Origin of the sequence: Candidatus Manganitrophus noduliformans, from assembly GCF_012184425.1 — a bacterium.
In the GTDB taxonomy this organism is placed as follows: Bacteria; Nitrospirota; Nitrospiria; order SBBL01; family Manganitrophaceae; genus Manganitrophus; species Manganitrophus noduliformans.
In genome coordinates this window covers 458,582-478,323 of record NZ_VTOW01000001.1, presented here as the reverse complement: position 1 = coordinate 478,323, position 19,742 = coordinate 458,582, and the positions used below count along the sequence as shown (strand labels likewise).

Below are 19,742 nucleotides of genomic sequence, written 5' to 3'. Positions count from 1 at the left end.
CCGCAAAAACAGAGGCGAATCAAAACTGTTCTCACTCACGCAGACAAGGGGAGCTCGCATGGCGAAGAGACCGAAGAAAAAAGGGGTGACGGCGAAAGAAGCCGCTGCAGACCAATCGAACCTCAGCATCATTTACATCCATGGGATCGCGAACAAACCGGCCCCGGCGGTCTTGAAGCGCCAGTGGGACATGGCCCTCTTCGGGGTCGATATGGGATCGCGCACCCGGATGGCGTATTGGGCCGACATCCGCTATCCGCAGCCGCTCCCCTCTACGATGACGGAGGCCAAGGCGATGATCCTTTCGGAGAGCTACCGCCCCCGCTCCGACGAGGAGATCATCGACGAAAGCAAGCGGCTCGCGCCGTATGGCAAAGACGCGGAGGCGTTCGCCCAGAAGCTCGCCAAGCGGATGCTCGATCAGTCGAAGAAAGATCAGATCAGAGCGCAGGATGGGACACTGGATGTGAAAGATGTCCAGGCGAAGATCCTCCCCCCTTGGATCCGGCGCTCGGCGACCGAGTGGATCACCAAGCAGTTCATCGAAGATGTCGCCGCCTATTTTTACAATCAGGAGCAGCGCAAGGCGATTCAGGAACGGTTTCGGTCTCTCTTGAACCCGGAGGGGGGACCGTACTTCGTGATCGCCCACAGCCTCGGAACGGTCATCTCCTACGACATCATGAGGGAGCTGACCGCCGGCAGCGGCGCCCAGACCCCCTACTACATCACCCTCGGCTCGCCGCTCGGAATCGACGAGGTCCAAGACAATCTTCGAAAACCGGTTCGGATTCCGGCGCCGGTGAAGCAGTGGGACAACTTCGCCGACCTGCTCGATCCGGTCGCCTTCGACAAGTCCCTCTCCGGCGAGTTCGCCCCGACCGGGAAAATCGACGACGACATCGTGATTAACCGCGACACGCTTCGGTTGAGCGGCTTCAATCCCCACTCGGCGACCGGCTATCTCGCCACGAAAAATGTCCAGACGACGGTAAGGAAAATTTTAGGATCGAGCTTCGCCGAGCCGCTCTCGCCCTTCATCGTGGCGCGCGACCTCGCGGCCGAGATGGCCGACCCGACCGAGCGATTCCCCGTCCTGATTGAATTGAAGGAGGAGATGACCGGAAAAACGCTCGAAGAGAAGCGAAAGAATCTGATCGAGGAGCTGACGCGGCTGACGGACCGTCAGCGCGCCGCGAAGATAGATCCGCTCAGGCGTTTCGTGGCGGCCGAATTGACCTCCATCGAGATCGACACCCTGGCGGTGCGGCACCCGCAGCTCCAAATCGCCCGAATCTGGAAGAACAGCGAGAAGCGGGCGCTGCTCGACAAATCGACCCACGTCGTCCAGGCCTATACCGCCCAGCTCGGCTACGGCGCCACCGGACGCGGGATCACCTGGGCGGTGCTGGACACCGGTATCGCCGCGGACCATCCGCACTTCAAAACCTACAACAACATCGCCGCCCAATGGGACTGCACCGGGATCGGCGCTCCAAGGATGCCGAAGACCGGGGACGTCGGCGACGGAAGCGGGCACGGCACTCACGTCGCCGGGATCATCGCAGGCAGCGGGACCGGCGAGAACGCCCTCTACCGTGGGATGGCGCCGGAGGCGAAGCTTCACATCTACAAAGTCCTCGACGACGACGGCCGGGGGAGCGACTCGTGGGTAATCAAGGCCCTCGACCACATCGCCAGCATTAACGAGGCCTCGCCCAGTCTGGTGATCCACGGGGTGAACCTCAGCCTCGGCGGCCCGTTCGATCCGACCGTCTACGGCACCGGCTTCTCCCCCCTTTGCCGGGAGCTGCGGCGGCTCTGGCGGATGGGGGTGGTCGTCTGCATCGCGGCGGGGAACGAGGGACGGCTGATCATCGAGACCTTCGCGGGGCAGCAGGAGTTGAACCTCGATCTCTCGATCGGCGATCCGGCCAATCTGGACGAAGGGATCGCCGTCGGATCGGTCCACAAGGAGCAGCCGCACCTCTACGGGATCTCTTATTTCTCCTCGCGCGGCCCGACCGCCGACGGCCGGGCGAAGCCCGATCTGGTGGCGCCGGGCGAGCGGATCGTCTCCTGCAACGCCCGGTTCGCCGCGAAAAGACCGGCGACCCACTATGTGCCGATGAGCGGGACGAGCATGGCCTGCCCGCATGTCTCCGGGATCGTCGCCGCCTTTCTCTCCTCCCGCCGCGAGTTCATCGGCCGGCCCGATCAGGTCAAAGCGTTCCTGCTGTCGCACTGCACCGATCTGAAAAGAGACCGCTACCATCAAGGCGCCGGCATGCCGAATCTGGTGAGGATGCTGGCGGAAACATAAGAAAACCAGGTGAGGAGTAAATCAGAATGCCTTTCTATCGTCGCGGTTCCAAAGGTCCCGAGGTCGAGCGGATTCAGGCGCGGTTAAAAGAGCTCGGTTATTATCGCGGCCCCGTCGACGGCGACTTCGGCGGCGGGACCGAGAGCGCGGTCAAATTGTTTCAAAAGGCCAAGCGGCTTACAATCGACGGCATCGTCGGACAACAGAGCTGGACGCTTCTGTTCGCCGAGGAGATTCCGCCCCCGGCGATCCTTCAAAAATCGCTCGCCTACCGTTGTTTGGCCTTGACGGGAACGTTCGAAACGAACGCCCCCGTCCCCGACTGCTTCGCCGGCCTCTCGGGCGATTTCGACGGGCAAGGGATCAGCTTCGGCGTCCTTCAGTGGAATCTCGGCCAGGGGAGCTTGCAGCCGCTCTTGGCGGAGATGAATCGGAAACATCCGAAGCGACTTCGCGAACTCCTCCATAACAACTATCCTTTGTTCGTCACCTTCCTCAAGGCCGACCGGGCCGAGCAGATCGCCTGGGCGCGATCGGTCCAGGACCCGATCCGGCACACGATCTTCGAACCGTGGCGCGGGCTCCTCAAAGGGTTGGGCCGGATGCCTGAATTTCAAGAGATCGAGGCGGCCCACGCAGAGACCATTTATCAGTCGGCCCAAAAGCTCTGCAGGTCCTACAAGCTCTGGTCGGAGCGGGCGGTGGCGTTGATGTTCGACATCGTCGTCCAGAACGGCAGCATCTCCAACATCGTTCGCGCCCAGATCCTTCACGACTGCGAGAAGATCGACCCCAACTTGGATGAAGAGGAAACCGAGGTGGCCCGGATGACGATCATCGCCAACCGCCGCGCCGAGGCGGCGAATCCGCGATGGGTGGAGGATGTCCGCGCCCGCAAACTTTGCTGCGCCCGCGGAGCCGGCCGGGTCCATGGAACCGAGATCGATCTGGAGGGCCAATACGGAATCGGCCTGCGGGAGGCCTCGATGAAGGAGCGGGGCGGGATTCGGTAAGATACTCCAATCATCTCACTCGAAAAAGACCTCATCCGAAGAGATCTCCCCTTCTTGATTTTGATCCTTTTAAAAGCGTAGACTTTCTATTTAGCGACCCACCGGCGGGAGCCGATTCCGCCGTTTTTCCCACCCCTCCGTCCGGAATCTTTCTTTAGAAGCAAAGGAAGGTCCTGGCGCGGAGCGGCCCCATCAAACCTAAACAGAAGGAGGGACTGCGATGACCCATCGGTGCAACCCGCTTTACTGTATCATTCCACCTCACATCCTCCGGAACGTGGCGGAGCGAGGCAACTCAAATCAGAAGGCGTCGGCCTGGCGCGCGTTATCCATTTCCGATCAGATCCGCGGACATCGCCAAGCGCTCGCGCCGATCGCCCCGCTTTTGATGACCCCCCTCATCGGCGCCAAGGGAAGATCGGTTTACGACGCGCAGCAGGAAGACGAGCTCCCCGGGAAGCTGGTCCGAAACGAGGGGGACCTACCGACCGGCGATCCCGCCGTCGATGAAGCCTACGACGGCGCGGGGGCGACCTACGATCTCTTCATCGAAATCTTCGAGCGAAACTCAATCGACGACCGCGGAATGAGGCTGATCTCGACCGTCCACTTCCTCAAAGGCTACGACAACGCCTTCTGGAACGGCCAGCAGATGGTCTACGGAGACGGCGACGAAGACATGCCGGAGCAAGATCGCCTCTGGAACCGATTTACCTCCTCGATCGATGTGATCGGGCACGAGCTGACCCACGGCGTGACGCAATTTGAGGCGAACCTCGCCTACCGGTTTCAATCGGGAGCGCTGAATGAGTCGATGTCCGATGTCTTCGGCTCGCTGGTCAAGCAGCGGACCCAAAACCAAACCGCCGACCGGGCCGACTGGCTGATCGGAGAGGGTCTCTTCACCTCAAACGTGAATGCAGCCGCAATCCGGTCGATGAAGGCGCCGGGGAGCGCCTACGATGATCCCGTCCTCGGAAAAGATCCGCAGCCGGCTCACATGAAAGATTACAAGAAGCTCGCCTTCTGGGAAGACAACGGCGGCGTTCACATTAACTCCGGGATCCCGAACCATGCCTTCTACCGAGTGGCAACGGAGCTTGGCGGCCACGCCTGGGAAAAAGCGGGGATGATCTGGTATGTCGCCCTGCGGGATCGAATTCGATGGAACTCGGGGTTTCAGAGCGCTGCGAATCATACTTTCCAGGTAGCCGGCGAGCTCTTCGGTCCGGGGAGCAAGGAACAGCAAGCGGTGAAAAACGGCTGGTCCCAGGTCGGGATTAATATCGAGGCAAAAGCGAAAAAGGCCGCAGCCTGAATCCCCGCAGACCGGAGGCGCGAGGAACATGGAGGATCATCGGCCGAAAAACTCTATCCAACCATTCTTCCCCGCTCTTCTCCTTTCCCTTCTGATCGCCCTTCAAGGCTGCGGAAAAAACCTCGGCCCTGAAGGGGAAGAATTCTTCCGGAAGGAGCGCGACGTGCAGGTCCGCTTCGTGCGCTCCGGCGGGCTGGCCGGGATGCGGACGGCCGCCGTCATCGATTCGGAGTCGCTCCCGGAAGAGGAAGAAAAGCGCCTTCGCGATTTGATCGACCGCGCCGGCTTCTTCGGCCTTCCGGAGGAGATTCCCGGCCCGGCCCGGCCCGACGAATTCCGCTACAGCATTACCGTCGAGATCGACGGCAAGCAACACCGCGTCCGCACCACAGAGACCGCCGCTCCGGAGCAATTAAGACCGCTGATAGAGTGGCTGAACGAGGCCGCAAGAAGGGAGACGGCGCGCACCGGTTGAGGAGCCGCTTCGTTTGTGGTACCGTGATGAAAAGGGCGCTTGATGATTCTCGTCCGAGAAGCGCTTGATCACGCTTCCGCTTGAGTAAGGAAAATCGAGAGATGAGGAGGGAATTAATCTATATTCTGGTTTGGATCTTGGTCCTTTCCGGCGTCGTCGCCCCTGCAGCAGCCGCCCCGCTTATTCAAGAGTACCCGGTGCCGCGCGGGTCGCGGCCGCACGATGTGGCCCCGGCGCCGGACGGCGCCGTCTGGTACACGGCGCAGGGCTCCGGCGAGTTAGGCCGTCTCGATCCGGCCACGGGAAAGACGACCCACATCCCATTGGGCGAAGGGTCGCGCCCCCACGGGGTGATCGTGGGACCCGACGGCGCTCCCTGGATCACCGACAGCGGCCTGAATGCCATTGTTCGGGTCGATCCGGCCACCCGCGCCGTGAAGACCTTTCCCCTCCCGCCGGAGAGAAGCAACGCCAATCTCAACACCGCGACGTTCGACCGCCAGGGGATCCTCTGGTTCACCGGCCAGAACGGCGTTTACGGACGTCTTGAGCCGACGTCGGGGCGGATGGAAGTTTTCGACGCGCCGAAGGGACGGGGACCGTACGGCATTGCGACCGCGCCCGACGGCAGCGTCTACTACGTCTCGCTCGCGGGAAGTTATCTGGCCCGGATCGATCCGAAAACCGGGAAGGCGACGGTGATCGTGCCGCCGACGCCCGATCAGGGAGCGCGGCGGGTCTGGTCCGACTCCCTCGGCCGGCTCTGGATCAGCGAATGGAACGCCGGGAAGGTGGGAATGTACGATCCGGCGAAAAATCAATGGAAGGAGTGGCGCGCCCCCGGCGAGGGTCCGAAAATTTATTCGATCTTCGTCGATGAGAAAGATCAGGTCTGGGTGAGCGATTTCGGCGCGAACGCCTTCATGCGATTCGATCCGGCAAAGGAGACGTTTGAAGTGATCCCCATTCCGAGCCCCGGCGCCGCGGTCCGGCAGATGCTCGGCCGACCCGGCGAGGTCTGGGGGGCGGAGTCGGGGACCGATAAGCTCATCGTCCTCCGGACCAAGTAGCCCTTCGCGGCTGGACAATGACTTAAACGTTTCAGGCCGACATCAGCGCCTCCGGGCGGCCGAATAAAAACCCCTGGCCGAGATCGATTCCCATCTTCCGGACGAGGGTCAATTCCTGTTCGGTCTCAATCCCCTCCGCAATCATCCCCCGCGTGGTGTAATTGCGCAAGATAAAAACCAGATCGTTTAAAAAATCGCGGAGCTTCGGAGAAGAGACCGCCTGGAGCAGGGTGGAGCGGTCGATCTTGATATAATCCGGAATCAACTTCCCGACAAAGGGGAAAGAGCCCGCGCCCGCTCCGAAATCATCGATGGCGACCTGGAACCCCTGTTCGCGCCACTTTTCGACGAGCGTAAGATACCGCTCGATATGCCGGTGACGGCATGCTTCCGCCTCCGAGATCTCCAAAACCACGTCGATCCCTTCCGGCTTCCGGATCAATTCGATCTGATCGAGGAGCTGGAAATCGACGTTCAGAAAAAGCCGTCCTCCCTGGAAGGCGGGCTTTTGCGCCTCATTGAGCTGGGAGCGGAAGCAGAGCCGCTTTAACTCGCCGAGTTGGCCGATCACTTCGTAACGCTTAAAGAGCTGCGGCACGGTCAGCTTCCCCAAAGGATCCCGCGTGAGCGCCTCGTATCCGATCGGCCGGCTGGAGCGAAGATCGATCACCGGCTGAAAAACCATCCCGATATCCCGCTCATTGAGTCGATGTTTCCCATTGCCGATGTGAATCTTTTCTCTCCCCTGTTTGGCGAGGGAGAGGGAGCGGTTCGCCAGGTCGATCAACGCATCAATCGTAAAACCGTGCTCGGGATAGAGCGCCGCTCCGATGTGGATAGGCAGGAGAACCTGCGTCTCTTCACTGACATTTGCCACCGCTCTCCGAATCCGCTCCGCGGCAAGGACGACCCCTTCCCGGGAAGTCTCCGTCAGGAGGACGGCGATTTGATCTCCCCTCCAGCGAAAGACAAGATCGCTCTCTCGCGTACTCTCCACGATTTTCCGAGCCACCCGTTTTAAAACCCGGTCCCCGGTTTGATGGCCGAGTGTGTGGGTGACCGCTTTAAAATAGTTCAAATCGCAGAGGAGGATTGCAAAACACCCCCCCTTTCGGTCGACCCGCGCGATCTCTTCGTCCGCGCGAAGATCAAAGTAGCGGCGGCTGTAAAGCCCGGTCGCCGTGTCGAAATTCCCCTGCCGTGCCAGCATTTGTTCGGTCCTCATCCGCTCGATGATCTCGTTTTCAAGCGCTTGATTGGTTGCTCTCAGCTCGGCCGTTTGAAGCAGAATTTGACTCTCCAGCGATTTATTCAATCTCTTGATCTCTTCCTCGGCTTTCTTTCGTGAGGTGATATCGATCATCACCGTCCGACAGTGTCGTGTGCCCCGCTCCCCTTCGATCAAGAGACTCTCCATCTGGGCATCGAAGAGGCGGTCCCCTCTTTTTATTTTGATTTCACAGCGACGGCGTCGGCCGTCTTGAAAAACCGTCGCAAGATGGGTGCGAAAGCGGATTTGGTCTTCTTGAGAAAGATAGCGGGTGAAGGGCTGATCAATGATTTGATGCCGCTCCCCCCCCATCTGTTCCGCGCCGGCGGGATTGACCTCCAGAATGGCGCCGTCGCAATCGAAGATAAAATCGCCGACCGGGGCGCCGTGGTAAAGATTCGAATACCGGTGGCCGAATTTTTCAAGCTTGGCCTGGGTTTCCCGCAGTTCCTCATTTTGTATTTCCAGTTTGGCCTGTTGCGTCTTTAACTCTTCAAGCAGACGCGCCATTTTTCCCTGAGCCAGTCGTTTCAGCATTTTGTTTTTTCCGTTTAACTTTTCATGGGCGGGCAATTTGGTTTGACGCCTGTTCATTGTCATCTCCAGGTTAAAGAGACAAAAGCTTTCCCAGTATATCCCGATATACAATTTTGATGAGAACGTGATCAGGCCGAGAGGCTTCATGGGGTTGAAGCCGATACTTTAAAACGAATTATCCCAAATAGCGATTAAGAAAATGGGGAGTTTTTCCAGATCGGACCGGAAGGAGAAGAGGACCGCCGCGTTAGGGAGCCCCTGTTCGGCGGATCGAATTGAATTTTCAGGCGGGGATCAACGGCTCCGGCCGGCCGAACAGGAATCCCTGGCCGAGATCGACCCCGATCTCCCGGACGACCGCCAGCTCTTGTTCGGTCTCGATCCCTTCCGCGACAATCCCCTGGGTCGTATAATTTTGCAATGCGAAGACCAGGTCCTTTAAAAACTTTCGGAATTTCAGGGAGGAGACCGCCTGAAGCAGGGTCGAGCGATCGATCTTGATGTACTCCGGAATCAACTGTGCGATGAAGGGGAAGGAGACGAATCCCGCCCCGAAATCGTCGATGGCGAGTTGGAACCCCTGCGCGCGCCATTTTTCGGCGAGCGCGAGGTAACTCTCGACATGATGGCTATGCAGCGCCTCCATCTCCGAGATTTCCAAAATCACATCGATTCCCTCCGGTTTTTGCATTAATTCGATCTGATGCAAAAGATGGAAATCGACGTTCAGGAAGAGCCTCCCTCCCTGCAAGCCGAGCCGCTGCGCCTCGTTCAGCTGGGAAGAGAAGCAGAGCCGCTTCAATTCGTTGAGCTGACCGATCGCCTGATATCGCTGAAAGAGCTCCGGGGCCGTCAGCTTTCCTTGCGGATCCCGCGTCAGCGCTTCGTATCCGATCGACCGGCCTGAGCGAAGATCGACGACCGGCTGAAAGACCGCCTTGATACTCCGCTCATCAAGGAGATACTCCTCCGCCCCGATGTGAATCTTATCGCCCCCTTGTTTGGCGATATAGAGCGATCGGTCCGCCAGGCTGATCAACCCATCGATCGTGACGCCGTGTTCCGGGTAAAAGGCCACCCCGACGCTGATATCGAGGGGAAGCTGCGCCTCTTCACCTAGTTTTTTCACCGCGCTCCGAATCCGCTCCGCAGTAATGAGGGCCCCCTCCCGAGAGGTGTCGATCAGGAGGACGGCGATCTCATCTCCCCCCCACCGAAAGACCAGATCGATCTCTCGGATGCACTCCTGAATGCTCTGCGCCACCGACTTTAAGACCCGATCTCCGGTCTGATGGCCGAGGGTGTCGTTGATCGATTTAAAATGATCCAAATCGCAAAGGAGAATCGCGAGACAACTCCCCTTCCGATCGGCCCGCGCGATCTCTTCGTCTGCGCGAAGATCAAAATAGCGGCGGTTGTAGAGTCCCGTCAAGGCGTCGAGATTCGCCTGCCGCGCCAGCGCCTGTTCGGCCTTCTTCCGCTCGATGACTTCATTTTGAAGCACCTGATTGGCGGTTTTCAGCTCAATGGTCCGTTGGAGAATCCGGCTCTCCAGCAACTCATTTATTTTTTTCGTCTCTTCTTCGGCCCTCTTCCGAGGGGTGATATCGGTCATCGCCGTCCGGCAGCGTTCGCCCCTCTCCTCTTCGACAAGAAGGCTTTCCAGCTGGACGTAATACGAAGTGTTCCTCCCGTTCATTTTTATTTCACAGTGCCGTCGGCCGCCGCCGTGGAAAACCGCGGCGAGATGGGCGTGGAAATGGGGTTGATCTTCTTGCGCAACGTAAAGGGTAAAAGGTTTTTCAATGATCTGCTGCCGCTCCATTCCCAACTGGTCCGCGCCGGTTAAATTGACTCCGAGGATGAGACCGTTGCAGTCGAATGTAAAGTAGCCGAGGGGAGCGAAGTCATAAAGATCCGAATATCGATTTCGAGACTCCTCCAGCATCGCCTGGGCTTCCAGAAGCGCCTCGTTCTGCATCTCCAGTTCAATGTGGTGGGCCTGCAGCTCCTGGAGCAAACGCGCCATTTTATCCGGAGTCGATCGTTTTGATATTTTGTTTTTTTCTTTAAGCTTTTCTTGGGACCGCTTATCGGATAGTTTGGTTGGACGATTTTTCATCGCGGGGTCTCCATGCTAAAGAAAGGGGCGAAAAACACTCAGATCGCGCGGATAGGAGGGAAAGAATTCGCAGGGTCGGAAACGACAGTTTAAAACAAGTTTGGTTAAATAGCGATTAAGAAAAATGGGAGTTTTTCCAGTAAGAGGGAGACGAGGGACTATCCGGACGCTGGCGAACCGGATCCAACGCTACCGGACCTTCGGGTATTAATCCGATTTGGTGAATTGCATCCCTGTATGGCGGCCGCCTATAATCAGATCACATCGATACCAGCAATGTGAAGGGAGAACAAGCGATGGCAGGAGAGAAGATCCTTATTGTCGATGACAATTCCGATGCGGTTACGATCCTCACGGCGATCTTAAAAAAAGGGGGATATGCCGTCTCAGTTGCGAGAGACGGGGTAGAAGCCCTTCGTATGGCCACCGAGAAGCGTCCCGCCTTGATTCTCTTGGATTTGATGTTGCCGAAAATGGATGGATTCGAGGTCTGCCGGCGCATTCGGGACGATCCGGCATTGCGGGATACGATTATTTTTTTCCTCAGCGCGAAAGGCGATACCTCCTCCAAGACACAAGCGATTACTCTGCGGGTAAGAGAGTACATCATCAAACCCTTCACACCGCAGGAAATCCTTGAAAAGGTTCAATACCATCTTTCGACGCCAAAACCCCCGGACATTTTTTCACTCGCTTTTCTGGTGGGTCTCTACAGCCGTCTTGTGCAGCTCGGGCTATGGATCCGCTTGCGTTCGCTTCAAAAGAGGCCGGCGATAAACCCCTTTCCTTGATGCGAGGAGAATAAGAGAGAACCGTTCAACGGATCAGACGCTTGGATGATCCAGCATCTTCCAAAAAGAAAACCCCGACCGCGAGGAGACCTCGGGGCGGGGTCAAGGGGGGTCGGCTGACCCGGTCGGTGGGCGATTGCCCCTTAAGACCGAACAAAGGACGAGCCTACATATGTTTCCGTTTCAAAAGTAGACGCCTCTGGGAGAAATTTCAGGGGAGCAATCATCTCCTCACCCGGTAGCCTCTTTTCAAACTTGGGTGAATCGGCCGGGACAGGCACCCCTCGGCGGACGAAATTGATCCATTCTACCGTAATTGTCTTGAAATCATTGGCCCAGGGTAGGTGCAAAGCGGTGTAGATCCCAAGCAAAAGCATGTTGATCAATGCGAAACCGGCAAGTCCCTCGAGTCCATAAACGATGTATTCTTGAAACATGGCGCCCTCCTTTGAGAACCGTAATATCTAACCTGCCCTCTTATATAGCAAATGAGGTGCCATTATTATAAATTTAATTATATCAACATCTTATGAAACACATCCTGCTCCGAAAGAGAAGGGTTGTTTCATAAGTGAAACGCCCATCCTGTTCACTTTTGTAACTCAGATTTCTTTACAGGATCCAAAACAGAAAAGGCCAAAGGAACGCACCCGAACCGGCCATGAGTTTCTCTTTGGGGGTCAACCGGCGAGTGGCGTATAAGAAGGGGAGGCTTACGGGGGAGGTAAGGAAGCAGGCGGTCAGATAAACCCATTTGGGAGTCCGCTGCGCTCGGACCGGTTCCGGAAAAAGGCTACAGAAGGGGCACTCGACCTCTCCACGCAAAATTTGACCGCATCGCGCGCAACGCGTCCGGCCCAAGAGTTCATCGAGATAAGCTTCCTCGTCTGCCGACATGATCGATCCCGCCTCGAAGAAAATCATATCAAGGTCCGGCGGCGTAAATCAAAGCTTTCTTAATCGATCCGGCTATGCAGCCTTTCCTGTTTCCGGCTCCGGCGCTTGGTAGCGCTGGAGCGCCTCTTCATATCCGCGGGCGTCTTCCTCTTTTAGAAAAAAGGCGAGGTTGCGCGATCGGTAGCCGCTCCAGGGTCCCTTCGGTTCAAACCCGATTGTCTCAGCGGTCTCCAGGTAGTCGACCTCAAATCCCTCGGTATAGATCTCGGCGTCCCGCTCCAGGAGAAACCGCAAAAACTCCCGATTCTCCGGGATGCGGTCGGTTAGACGGGCATTGCCGTTCGGCGCGGCATCGTCATCTCGGAGCGCAAACTCCTCAAACGAGGCCGCGTCTGCCTTCATCTCCCTCGGGATCTCCAACGCATATCCCGGTAGGAAAGGGGAATAGGGGGGCGGCTCTCCGGACGGCGTCGCCTCATCGTCATAGATGTTCGGCATGTCGCCGACCTGTTCAATTCCCCCCTCTTCGTCATAGACGTGTGTTACATCGAGTAGAACTTTTTGTCTCGGCATAAATCGTTCCTTCCGATAAGACAATCGATCTTCGGATCCTTTTCGCTATGCGGCCCACGGGTAGGTCTCCGGCGGCTCCCGTTCGGCGCGCGGTTTGAGAGGAAGCGGATGGAGCGCTTCGGTCTCGTCCAGGTAGAGGAACGCGTCGTACCGAAACGGCATGACCGTCGGAACATAATTTCCGAACCGCTCCCGATTCGGATGATAGACGACGCCGATGGCGCGATGGTCGCGCCATTCCCAAATTTGCTCCTTCCTCGGGAGACGGTCGAGATTTTCAAATAGGATCAGCAGGTCGCGGGCCGCGATCCGGTGGAGGAGCTCCTCCCAGCTCTCCTCCCGCGCCGGCGGCACCGGCATGATCTCCATCGGCGCCTCCCACTCCACCGCGGCGACGACGCTCCCGCGATACGAGCCGAAGCCGACAAGGACCACCTTCTCCTCCCCGTACCGCTCGCGCGCGAGCTGGCCGACATTGACCATCCCCTCGTCGGCCATGTCGGTGGCGCTGGCGTCGCCGACATGGGTATTGTGCGCCCAGACGATCCCCTTCGCGTCGGGTCCATGGAACCGCATCAGCCGGTCGAGGGTGTCGGTCATGTGGTGATCGCGGATATTCCAGGAGGAGGCGCCGCCCCGCACCATCGTCCGGTAATAAAGCTCAGCGTTCTTCGCCACCAGGGCGTTCTGCTCGGCGTTGAACGCCCCCTCCCGGTCGTCCGGGTACTCCTGAAATTTCCGCCGCAGCATCGTCAGGATCTGGACCACCTCGTTTTCGCACGAAGCGGGGACAAACGCGGTCGCCCGGGCATACTCCTGAACGTCTTCCCCATACGGCTCGAAGCAGCGATACGCCTGCCTGGCGACCTGGGCCGCCGCCGGATCGATCCGATTCAGGTACCCGATCACGGCATGCATCGAATCCCAAAGGCTGTACACGTCGAGGCCGTAAAACCCGACCCGCTTCTCTTCCGGAATCGTTTCGTTAAAGCGGCGAAGCCATTCGGTCAGGGCGACGATCTCATGGTTGGCCCACATCCAGGTCGGCCAACGATCAAACGCAGAGAGCACCTCCCGCGCGCTCGCTCCCGAATTCGTCGCCCCCTTCACATACCGGTTCACACGGTAGCAATCGGGCCAATCTCCCTCAACCGCAATGAAAGAGAACCCCTTTTCTGTAATCAGCCGCTCGCTGATGAGGTGCCGCCACGTATAATACTCGGCGGTTCCGTGGGAGGCCTCCCCCAGAAGGACGACGCGGGCTTCGCCGATCCGATCCAACAGCGGATCGAGATCGCCCTTTCCCGCCAGCCGGTGCGCCAGCGTGCGGAGCGATTCGATCCACTCTTTGCTATTTTCGGAATCGCCCTCCGGTGCTTGTTCTTTTTCCATGCCGATCTCCCCTTCTTCCCCAATCATTACTAGCCTAGAGATTTCATTAAAAAAGGACAATTCCTCAAAAGGAGTAGGCGATCCGTTCTTTCAATAGGACACCCGTTGTATAATGGACGGATGCAGCTCAAACATCTGGTCCAACTGACCGCGCGACTTCGGGAAACGGCGCGCAAAAACGAGAAGATCCGCCTGATCGCCGATTTCTTAAAGCAGACCGCCGACCACGAAACGGCGCTCAGCGCACTCTACCTCACCGGCACCCTCCCCCAAGGGAAGATCGGGGTCGGCTGGAGAATGATCCAAGCGGCCCTCTCGGAGGGAAAAGCATCTCCTCTATCTCTCTTATCTCTCTCGCTTCAGGATGTGGACGATCACTTTGCACAGATTGCCGCTGCGGAGGGATCCGGCTCGGCAGGACGGAAAGTGGCGCTGTTGGGACAACTCTTTCAACGGGGTGACCCGGAGGTGCGGCGTTTCCTCTCGCAGTTGATCATGGGTGAGCTACGGCAGGGAGCGCTGGAGGGATTGGTGTTGGAGGCGATTGCGAAGGGGGCCGGTCTTGCGACGGGGGAGGTCCGCCAAGCAATGATGTTCTCCGGAAACGTCGGTGAGGTGGCACGGGTTGCCCTGGAAGAAGGGGGCGCCGGATTGAGGCGGTTCTCGCTTTGTCTCTTCTCGCCGGTCTCCCCCATGCTCGCCCAGACGGCCGACACAATTTCCGAGGCGCTGGAGCGGCTCGGCGAAGCAGGCTTCGAGTTCAAAATCGACGGAGCACGCATTCAGGTTCATAAGGGGGGGGAGAGGGTCCGCATCTTCACCCGGCAGCTTCAGGAGGTCACCGAACGGCTGCCCGAAATTGTGGCGTGGACCCGAGCCTTACCGGTGGCTGAGATCATTCTGGAGGGGGAGGCGATCGCGCTCCGGCCCGACGGAACGCCGCAGCCGTTTCAGATGACGATGCGGCGGTTCGGCCGGATGAAGAATGTCGAGGCGATGCGGCGGGAGATCCCGCTTACCTCCTTCTTTTTCGATTGTCTCTACCGGGAAGGACGCTCGCTTTTATCTCTTCCTTATCGGAAGCGATTCGAGAACCTCTCTGAAATCATCCCGCCTGACGCGCTGATTCCGCAAATCATCACGGCCGATCGAGAGGAGGTCGCACGGTTTCAGCGACGAGCGCTGGAGGCGGGTCATGAGGGATTGATGGCGAAGGGGCTTGCGGCCCCCTACACCGCCGGACAGCGCGGATCGTATTGGCTGAAGCTGAAGAGGGCCAAGACCCTTGATTTGGTGGTCCTGGCGGCGGAGTGGGGAAACGGCCGCCGGTCGGGATGGCTCTCCAATCTTCACTTGGGGGCGCTGGATCCGGAGAGCGGACAATTCATCATGCTCGGAAAGACTTTCAAAGGGCTCACTGATGAAATGCTTCAATGGCAGACGGAGAAGTTTCTCGCGATGGAGACGGCACGGGATGCTTGGACGGTTTATCTCCGGCCCGAACTGGTGGTGGAGGTTGCGTTTTCCGATGTACAGGCGTCGCCCCGTTATCCGGCCGGGATGGCCCTCCGTTTTGCGCGGGTCAAGCGTTATCGGCCGGACAAGCCGGCCGACGAAGCCGATACATTACAAACGGTGATGGAGATCTTCAGGCGAGAAACGCGATTAGAAATGAGATAACAAGAGCGGGAAGGGGCAAGTCGCGTTCCAAATTTTCGCGATTCTATTGCACCTTTCGCTTTGAAAGGAGAATTTTTTCCCCTTCCTTAAAGGTAACCTGAATCTTGTCCCACGAAAGGCGTTGGGTCACCACCCCGAGGCCAAACTGGGCATGATCGATTAAATCATTCTGCTTGAAGGGACCGGCAAAGGTATACGGCTGCTTCTTTTTTGAAGAGGATGACTGGACCAACTGTTCCCAAGCATGCTCGAGCTTGGTCTGTTTTGCGGCCTTTCGGGCGGGGGACTCTCCGGCCGCAGGATTGACATACCGATGGAGCCCGCCGCACGTTTTACACTGCACCTTGGCAACCCGCTCTCCCACCATCGCAGCGATCGTATGGTCGAGGGGCAGCTTACACTTCGTGCAAACCGAAGTGATCTCTTCTCCAACCTGATATTTTTTCGTTGTACTCATTGCGCCCTTTCTCAAAAAGTTTTGGTTTATTTTACTCCTTTTTGAGGGAAAATGCCACCTTAAACAATGAGGGAACCGGAGAGAGTTCGAGGTGTAAATACGTCGGTAAAAAACAGGGCTCTCCGATCAGGACGCCAGGGATAGATCGTTAACTCACTGAAAAAATTTGCCCGCCGGCGGCGTCCGATATTATAGGGCGAACCGCCGGCGGGCACTGATTGATGCCTGCGGATAAGACGTCATTTACAAACGGATCTACCGACTCGGTTCTTCATCGGTGTTCGGCACAAAGAGTTCATTCTTTGGGTCCATGAACTCGTTGTCCAAACCCGGTTCGTCGACAAGATTGCGGCCTCCGCCCATTCCTTCGAATTCCTCTTCATCCCCGATCACCTCTCTTGCGACAATCACCGGGTCTCCTTCTTCAATGTTTTCTGTCACCTCCGAATCGAGTTCGGTCTCAAGATCCCGCTCGATCTCGCTGCGGTCGAATCGCCGGACCGTTCCGGTCACCTCCACGTTTTTTCCTTTCAGATCTTGCGTCACTGAAAGGGGATGCTCCGCAATCACGAAAAGCGATTCCCCTTGATTATCTTCAATCGTGAACGCCCTATTTCCATAGGACTCTTCAATCTCCCCCTGGATCTTTACCTGTTCTCCAATGCGATCTCCCGGTTTCTCGGCAACTTCTTCGACCCGGACATTCTCGGTAGCGCATGCCGCCAAAAGGAAAAGAGAGAAGAAGCCTCCTATCCACTTCAGCGGATTAAGGTAACGATTTTGATTTTGAATCATGATCTCCTCCATGTGTATGTCTATGAAATGGCCTCTCATTGCTCCGGCGGAGAGACAAGGTCTAACTCAGCCGAAAGCGACCGCTGCAATAAAGTCCATCTATAACTCAGCTTAGACATTTTATTCGGGGGTTGGCAATTCTTCCAAAAGGAGTAGCGAAGAATCGCCCGATGGAGGGGTGTTGGTGCATCGAGGGGAAGCCGCCTTTCGCTTCTGAGTTGAAGCGAAGCAACGACATTGTTCAAAGCACATACAGTGGCATAGACAAAATCACCGCTGAAAAGAGGTCTGCAAGATTTTCAGCGATTAAAACTGCCGGATCAGCGGCTTGGTCCCGCTCCCACGCTCCTGAAGCCAGCGGGAGAGGGGGATTAGCTGGCGCTCTTTGAAGCGGATGCCGATCTGCATGAATTCCAGCGTCTGCGCCAGCGCCCGTTCGGCGGCGGCGACCCGGTTGGCCGGGTCGTTGAAGAAAACCTCGATCTCCTGGTACCACGCGTCACGCCACAAGGCGCGGGTTCCCTGAATAATCCGCATGGCGCCGACGCTCCCCCCCTTCTGGCGCAGCGGCTGCCAGCGGGCTTTGATGAAATTCCACGCCTCCTCCTGCGCCGTCGGGTTGGCGAGCAGATACCGAACCGGCTTCCAGACGTCCTGCGAGCGGACCTCTTCCGAAAGAGAAAACTCCAAGAGCTTCCGGGCCAGATCGGGCTTGGCAAAATCGGCCAGCGCCAAGAGGTACCGGTCGCGATCTTCGGGGGTCGCGGCGGTTTTGAATTTCTGGACGAAGCGGTCGAATCCGGAGCCGCCGTCGGTCCGGGCGGTCAGGCGAACAAGCGGGGTGGTCAAGGTCGGATCGATCGAGGTCGGCTTCGCCTGATACCGTGTCCACCGCCGGGGGAGCTCCGAGAGGATCTCTTCATCCTGCGCCAGCGCCCCCATCGCCCAGAGGGCGGCGGCGCGGGTGAGCCGCCGCTCATCATCCTCGGCGGGCGCCGGGTCCCAGCCGACCTCCTTCCAGACCGGCTCGAAGAACTCCTTCACGAGCGCCTGAAACTTCGGCCGATCCTTCGGCATCACCAGCTGATTCGAAAGGGTCTCGAAGTATCCCGCCGCCGCCTCGACCACAACACGGGTTGCATCCCCCTTGAACCGGACGAGCATCTCCATGAAGGTCACGATCGAGAGATCGCCGCTGACGCTCAGGGCCCAGAGATGATTCAAAAACCCAATCCGCTCCGGGGCGGAGAGGGCCGTCGTCGCGATCGGCTGAAGGGCGTCTCGGAGGGGACGGTTGTATTCGGTCCGGAAAAAGCCCCTCTCCTCGGCATTCCCGTAGACCCAGCGGACCGCCCCATTTCCGGGAAGGGGGACCGGGGTGACCCGGTTCTTGAGAAGCACCCGGTGGGTCTGAAGACCGGTGTCATCTTCATATTTCAACGTAAAAGGGACCGACCAGAGGAGCGGGGAAGCCTCGCCGACGGCGCGGCCGGCCGCGAAGAACCGCCGCTGCTCGACCGTAAGATTCCGGAACTGGCTCTCGGAGGCCTCCAGGGAAATAAGGGGGAAGCCCGGTTGGGTAAACCAATCTTTGGCGATCGCCGAAACCGGCTGGCCGGAGGCCGCTTCCAAGGCGGTCCAAAGATCGGACGAGGCGGTGTTTTTGTACTGGTGCGCCTTCATATAGTCGCGAATCCCTTTTCTGAAGGCCTCCTCTCCCAAGAACTGCTCGATCATCCGAAGACAGGCGGCTCCCTTCTCGTAGGTCAACGCGTCGAACATCTCTTCAATTTGCGCCGCGCTGGTCACCTTCGCCTGAATCGGCCGGGTGCTCTGCAACCCGTCGACGCCGAGGGGAATCTGCTTCTCCTGCTGAAACTCCACCCAGGAGTTCCACTCCGGCCGCCACTGATCGACGATCTTCACCGCCAGCCAGGTGGCGAACGCTTCATTCAGCCAGAGATCGTCCCACCACGCCATCGTCACCAGGTTGCCGAACCATTGGTGGACGATTTCGTGGGTGATGACATTGGCGACCCCCCGCTGGGTCCCGGTGGAGGCGAGCGTTTCATCGAGCAAGAGGCGGGAGTCGCGGAAGAAGATCGCCCCCCAGTTCTCCATCGCCCCCATGGCGAAGTCGGGAACGCTGACGAGATCGAGTTTGGGATAGGGGTAGGGGAGGTCGAAATAATCGTTCAGGAGGGGGAGGACCGCCGAGGTCACTTTCAGAGCAAAGTCGCCGAGGTGGAGCTGGCCCGGCACCGTCCAGAGGGCGACGCGGGTCCCGGCGACCTCGATCTCCTTCGATTCCAGGCGCGCGACCGCCAAGGCGAGGAGGTAGGTCGACATGACCGGCGTTTCATCGAAGGCGACCGTCTTCGTTTTTCCGTCGGCCTTCTGATCAACCACCGGCATGTTCGAGAGGGCGGTCAGATGTGCGGGAATCGTGACGGTGAGGCGAAACCGCGCCTTCAGCCCCGGCTCATCGAATGAGGGAAACATCCGGCGGGCGTCGGTCGCCTCGAACTGCGTGAAGGCGTAGGTCTCGCCGCCGGCCTGCGCCTCATAGAGGCCGCGAAGCTGCCGGTTCAGTTTGCCCGAAAACCGAAGCTGCAACGCGGCCGGTCCGGCCGGGATCGCTTCGGGGAAATGGAGGGTGATCGTTTCGGAAGGAGGATCGGCGGAGACGCGGGCCGGAAGAGCGGCTTCCTTTCTTCCCCCCGTCGCCTGAGAAACCTCCAGCTCCAAGGCATGGAGGGTGACGGCATCGGTCGGCTCCGTCACCTGAATCTCAATCGTCACCTCACCCTCGAACCGACGCTCCTCGGGGACAACGGTGAGTCGAAGATGGTACAGCTCAGGCCGGACCCGCCCCGGCAGGCGTCCTTCGATCAATGGGCTCATAGATCTCCTATCGGAAGATAATGTGAGGCGGGAGGCGGAAAAAAGATTTAAATAATCTTTTTCTCCTCCCGCCTCTCGTGTTTTCGCATTTAGGGCATTATAAGACAGACCGGTGCCGAGGGCAA

Annotated in this window: 15 protein-coding genes; 7 read left to right on the top strand and 8 right to left on the bottom strand. The window is 58.3% G+C overall.

Going from position 1 to position 19,742, the window contains the following annotated elements:
- Positions 1–58: 58 nt before the first annotated feature.
- The 5 genes from MNODULE_RS02265 (at position 59) to MNODULE_RS02245 (ending at position 6,199) form a co-directional block, all read left to right on the top strand.
- On the top strand, positions 59–2,323 hold the full coding sequence (locus MNODULE_RS02265; RefSeq protein WP_168057868.1) for a S8 family peptidase: 2,265 nt from the start codon (positions 59–61) through the stop codon (positions 2,321–2,323).
- A 26-nt stretch (positions 2,324–2,349) separates the two neighbouring features.
- Positions 2,350–3,336 (top strand): peptidoglycan-binding domain-containing protein, encoded by a 987-nt coding sequence (locus tag MNODULE_RS02260; protein WP_168057867.1) that lies wholly within the window; start codon positions 2,350–2,352, stop codon positions 3,334–3,336.
- 220 nt (positions 3,337–3,556) lie between these two features.
- A complete protein-coding gene (locus tag MNODULE_RS02255) occupies positions 3,557–4,654 on the top strand; it encodes a M4 family metallopeptidase (protein ID WP_168057866.1) in 1,098 nt (365 codons plus the stop codon).
- A gap of 28 nt (positions 4,655–4,682) precedes the next feature.
- Entirely contained in the window at positions 4,683–5,129 is a 447-nt protein-coding gene (locus tag MNODULE_RS02250) for a protealysin inhibitor emfourin (RefSeq protein WP_181070909.1), read from the top strand.
- A 101-nt stretch (positions 5,130–5,230) separates the two neighbouring features.
- Positions 5,231–6,199: a Vgb family protein gene (locus tag MNODULE_RS02245; RefSeq protein WP_168057865.1), complete on the top strand. Its 969-nt coding sequence runs from the start codon at positions 5,231–5,233 to the stop codon at positions 6,197–6,199.
- 31 nt (positions 6,200–6,230) lie between these two features.
- On the opposite strand, the gene MNODULE_RS02240 is transcribed toward MNODULE_RS02245, so the two are convergent.
- Positions 6,231–8,063 carry a sensor domain-containing protein gene (locus MNODULE_RS02240; RefSeq protein WP_168057864.1) on the bottom strand — a complete coding sequence of 611 codons (1,833 nt, stop codon included), beginning with the start codon at positions 8,061–8,063 and terminating at the stop codon, positions 6,231–6,233.
- 226 nt (positions 8,064–8,289) lie between these two features.
- Entirely contained in the window at positions 8,290–10,035 is a 1,746-nt protein-coding gene (locus MNODULE_RS02235; RefSeq protein ID WP_168057863.1) for a diguanylate cyclase, read from the bottom strand.
- A 389-nt stretch (positions 10,036–10,424) separates the two neighbouring features.
- Between MNODULE_RS02235 and MNODULE_RS02230 the strand changes: the two genes are divergently transcribed.
- Positions 10,425–10,919, top strand: a complete 495-nt coding sequence (locus MNODULE_RS02230) for a response regulator (protein WP_168057862.1) — start codon at positions 10,425–10,427, stop codon at positions 10,917–10,919.
- Positions 10,920–11,062: 143 nt separating this feature from the next.
- Here the strand turns inward: MNODULE_RS02230 and MNODULE_RS02225 are convergent, their stop codons facing one another.
- The 3 genes from MNODULE_RS02225 to MNODULE_RS02215 form a co-directional block, all read right to left on the bottom strand.
- On the bottom strand, positions 11,063–11,356 hold the full coding sequence (locus MNODULE_RS02225; protein ID WP_168057861.1) for a hypothetical protein: 294 nt from the start codon (positions 11,354–11,356) through the stop codon (positions 11,063–11,065).
- Positions 11,357–11,888: 532 nt separating this feature from the next.
- A complete protein-coding gene (locus MNODULE_RS02220; RefSeq protein WP_168057860.1) occupies positions 11,889–12,389 on the bottom strand; it encodes a hypothetical protein in 501 nt (166 codons plus the stop codon).
- A 45-nt stretch (positions 12,390–12,434) separates the two neighbouring features.
- Positions 12,435–13,781 (bottom strand): erythromycin esterase family protein, encoded by a 1,347-nt coding sequence (locus MNODULE_RS02215; RefSeq protein WP_168057859.1) that lies wholly within the window; start codon positions 13,779–13,781, stop codon positions 12,435–12,437.
- Between the two features lie 120 nt (positions 13,782–13,901).
- Between MNODULE_RS02215 and MNODULE_RS02210 the strand changes: the two genes are divergently transcribed.
- Positions 13,902–15,461 (top strand): ATP-dependent DNA ligase, encoded by a 1,560-nt coding sequence (locus tag MNODULE_RS02210; protein ID WP_168057858.1) that lies wholly within the window; start codon positions 13,902–13,904, stop codon positions 15,459–15,461.
- Positions 15,462–15,504: 43 nt separating this feature from the next.
- Here MNODULE_RS02210 and MNODULE_RS02205 read toward each other — a convergent pair whose 3' ends face one another.
- The 3 genes from MNODULE_RS02205 to MNODULE_RS02195 all read right to left on the bottom strand — a co-directional run bounded on the left by MNODULE_RS02205 (position 15,505) and on the right by MNODULE_RS02195 (position 19,617).
- Positions 15,505–15,918: a hypothetical protein gene (locus tag MNODULE_RS02205; RefSeq protein WP_168057857.1), complete on the bottom strand. Its 414-nt coding sequence runs from the start codon at positions 15,916–15,918 to the stop codon at positions 15,505–15,507.
- 255 nt (positions 15,919–16,173) lie between these two features.
- Entirely contained in the window at positions 16,174–16,713 is a 540-nt protein-coding gene (locus tag MNODULE_RS02200) for a hypothetical protein (RefSeq protein WP_168057856.1), read from the bottom strand.
- Positions 16,714–17,019: 306 nt separating this feature from the next.
- Entirely contained in the window at positions 17,020–19,617 is a 2,598-nt protein-coding gene (locus MNODULE_RS02195; RefSeq protein WP_168057855.1) for a M1 family metallopeptidase, read from the bottom strand.
- Positions 19,618–19,742 lie beyond the last annotated feature (125 nt).

Excerpts from the sequence above, each read along its gene's own strand:
- MNODULE_RS02265 (WP_168057868.1), top strand. The coding sequence starts at position 59 with ATGGCGAAGAGACCGAAGAAAAAAGGGGTGACGGCGAAAGAAGCCGCT.
- MNODULE_RS02260 (WP_168057867.1), top strand. The coding sequence starts at position 2,350 with ATGCCTTTCTATCGTCGCGGTTCCAAAGGTCCCGAGGTCGAGCGGATT.
- MNODULE_RS02255 (WP_168057866.1), top strand. The coding sequence starts at position 3,557 with ATGACCCATCGGTGCAACCCGCTTTACTGTATCATTCCACCTCACATC.
- MNODULE_RS02250 (WP_181070909.1), top strand. The coding sequence starts at position 4,683 with ATGGAGGATCATCGGCCGAAAAACTCTATCCAACCATTCTTCCCCGCT.
- MNODULE_RS02245 (WP_168057865.1), top strand. The coding sequence starts at position 5,231 with ATGAGGAGGGAATTAATCTATATTCTGGTTTGGATCTTGGTCCTTTCC.
- MNODULE_RS02240 (WP_168057864.1), bottom strand. The coding sequence starts at position 8,063 with ATGAACAGGCGTCAAACCAAATTGCCCGCCCATGAAAAGTTAAACGGA.
- MNODULE_RS02235 (WP_168057863.1), bottom strand. The coding sequence starts at position 10,035 with ATGGCGCGTTTGCTCCAGGAGCTGCAGGCCCACCACATTGAACTGGAG.
- MNODULE_RS02230 (WP_168057862.1), top strand. The coding sequence starts at position 10,425 with ATGGCAGGAGAGAAGATCCTTATTGTCGATGACAATTCCGATGCGGTT.
- MNODULE_RS02225 (WP_168057861.1), bottom strand. The coding sequence starts at position 11,356 with ATGTTTCAAGAATACATCGTTTATGGACTCGAGGGACTTGCCGGTTTC.
- MNODULE_RS02220 (WP_168057860.1), bottom strand. The coding sequence starts at position 12,389 with ATGCCGAGACAAAAAGTTCTACTCGATGTAACACACGTCTATGACGAA.
- MNODULE_RS02215 (WP_168057859.1), bottom strand. The coding sequence starts at position 13,781 with ATGGAAAAAGAACAAGCACCGGAGGGCGATTCCGAAAATAGCAAAGAG.
- MNODULE_RS02210 (WP_168057858.1), top strand. The coding sequence starts at position 13,902 with ATGCAGCTCAAACATCTGGTCCAACTGACCGCGCGACTTCGGGAAACG.
- MNODULE_RS02205 (WP_168057857.1), bottom strand. The coding sequence starts at position 15,918 with ATGAGTACAACGAAAAAATATCAGGTTGGAGAAGAGATCACTTCGGTT.
- MNODULE_RS02200 (WP_168057856.1), bottom strand. The coding sequence starts at position 16,713 with ATGATTCAAAATCAAAATCGTTACCTTAATCCGCTGAAGTGGATAGGA.
- MNODULE_RS02195 (WP_168057855.1), bottom strand. The coding sequence starts at position 19,617 with ATGAGCCCATTGATCGAAGGACGCCTGCCGGGGCGGGTCCGGCCTGAG.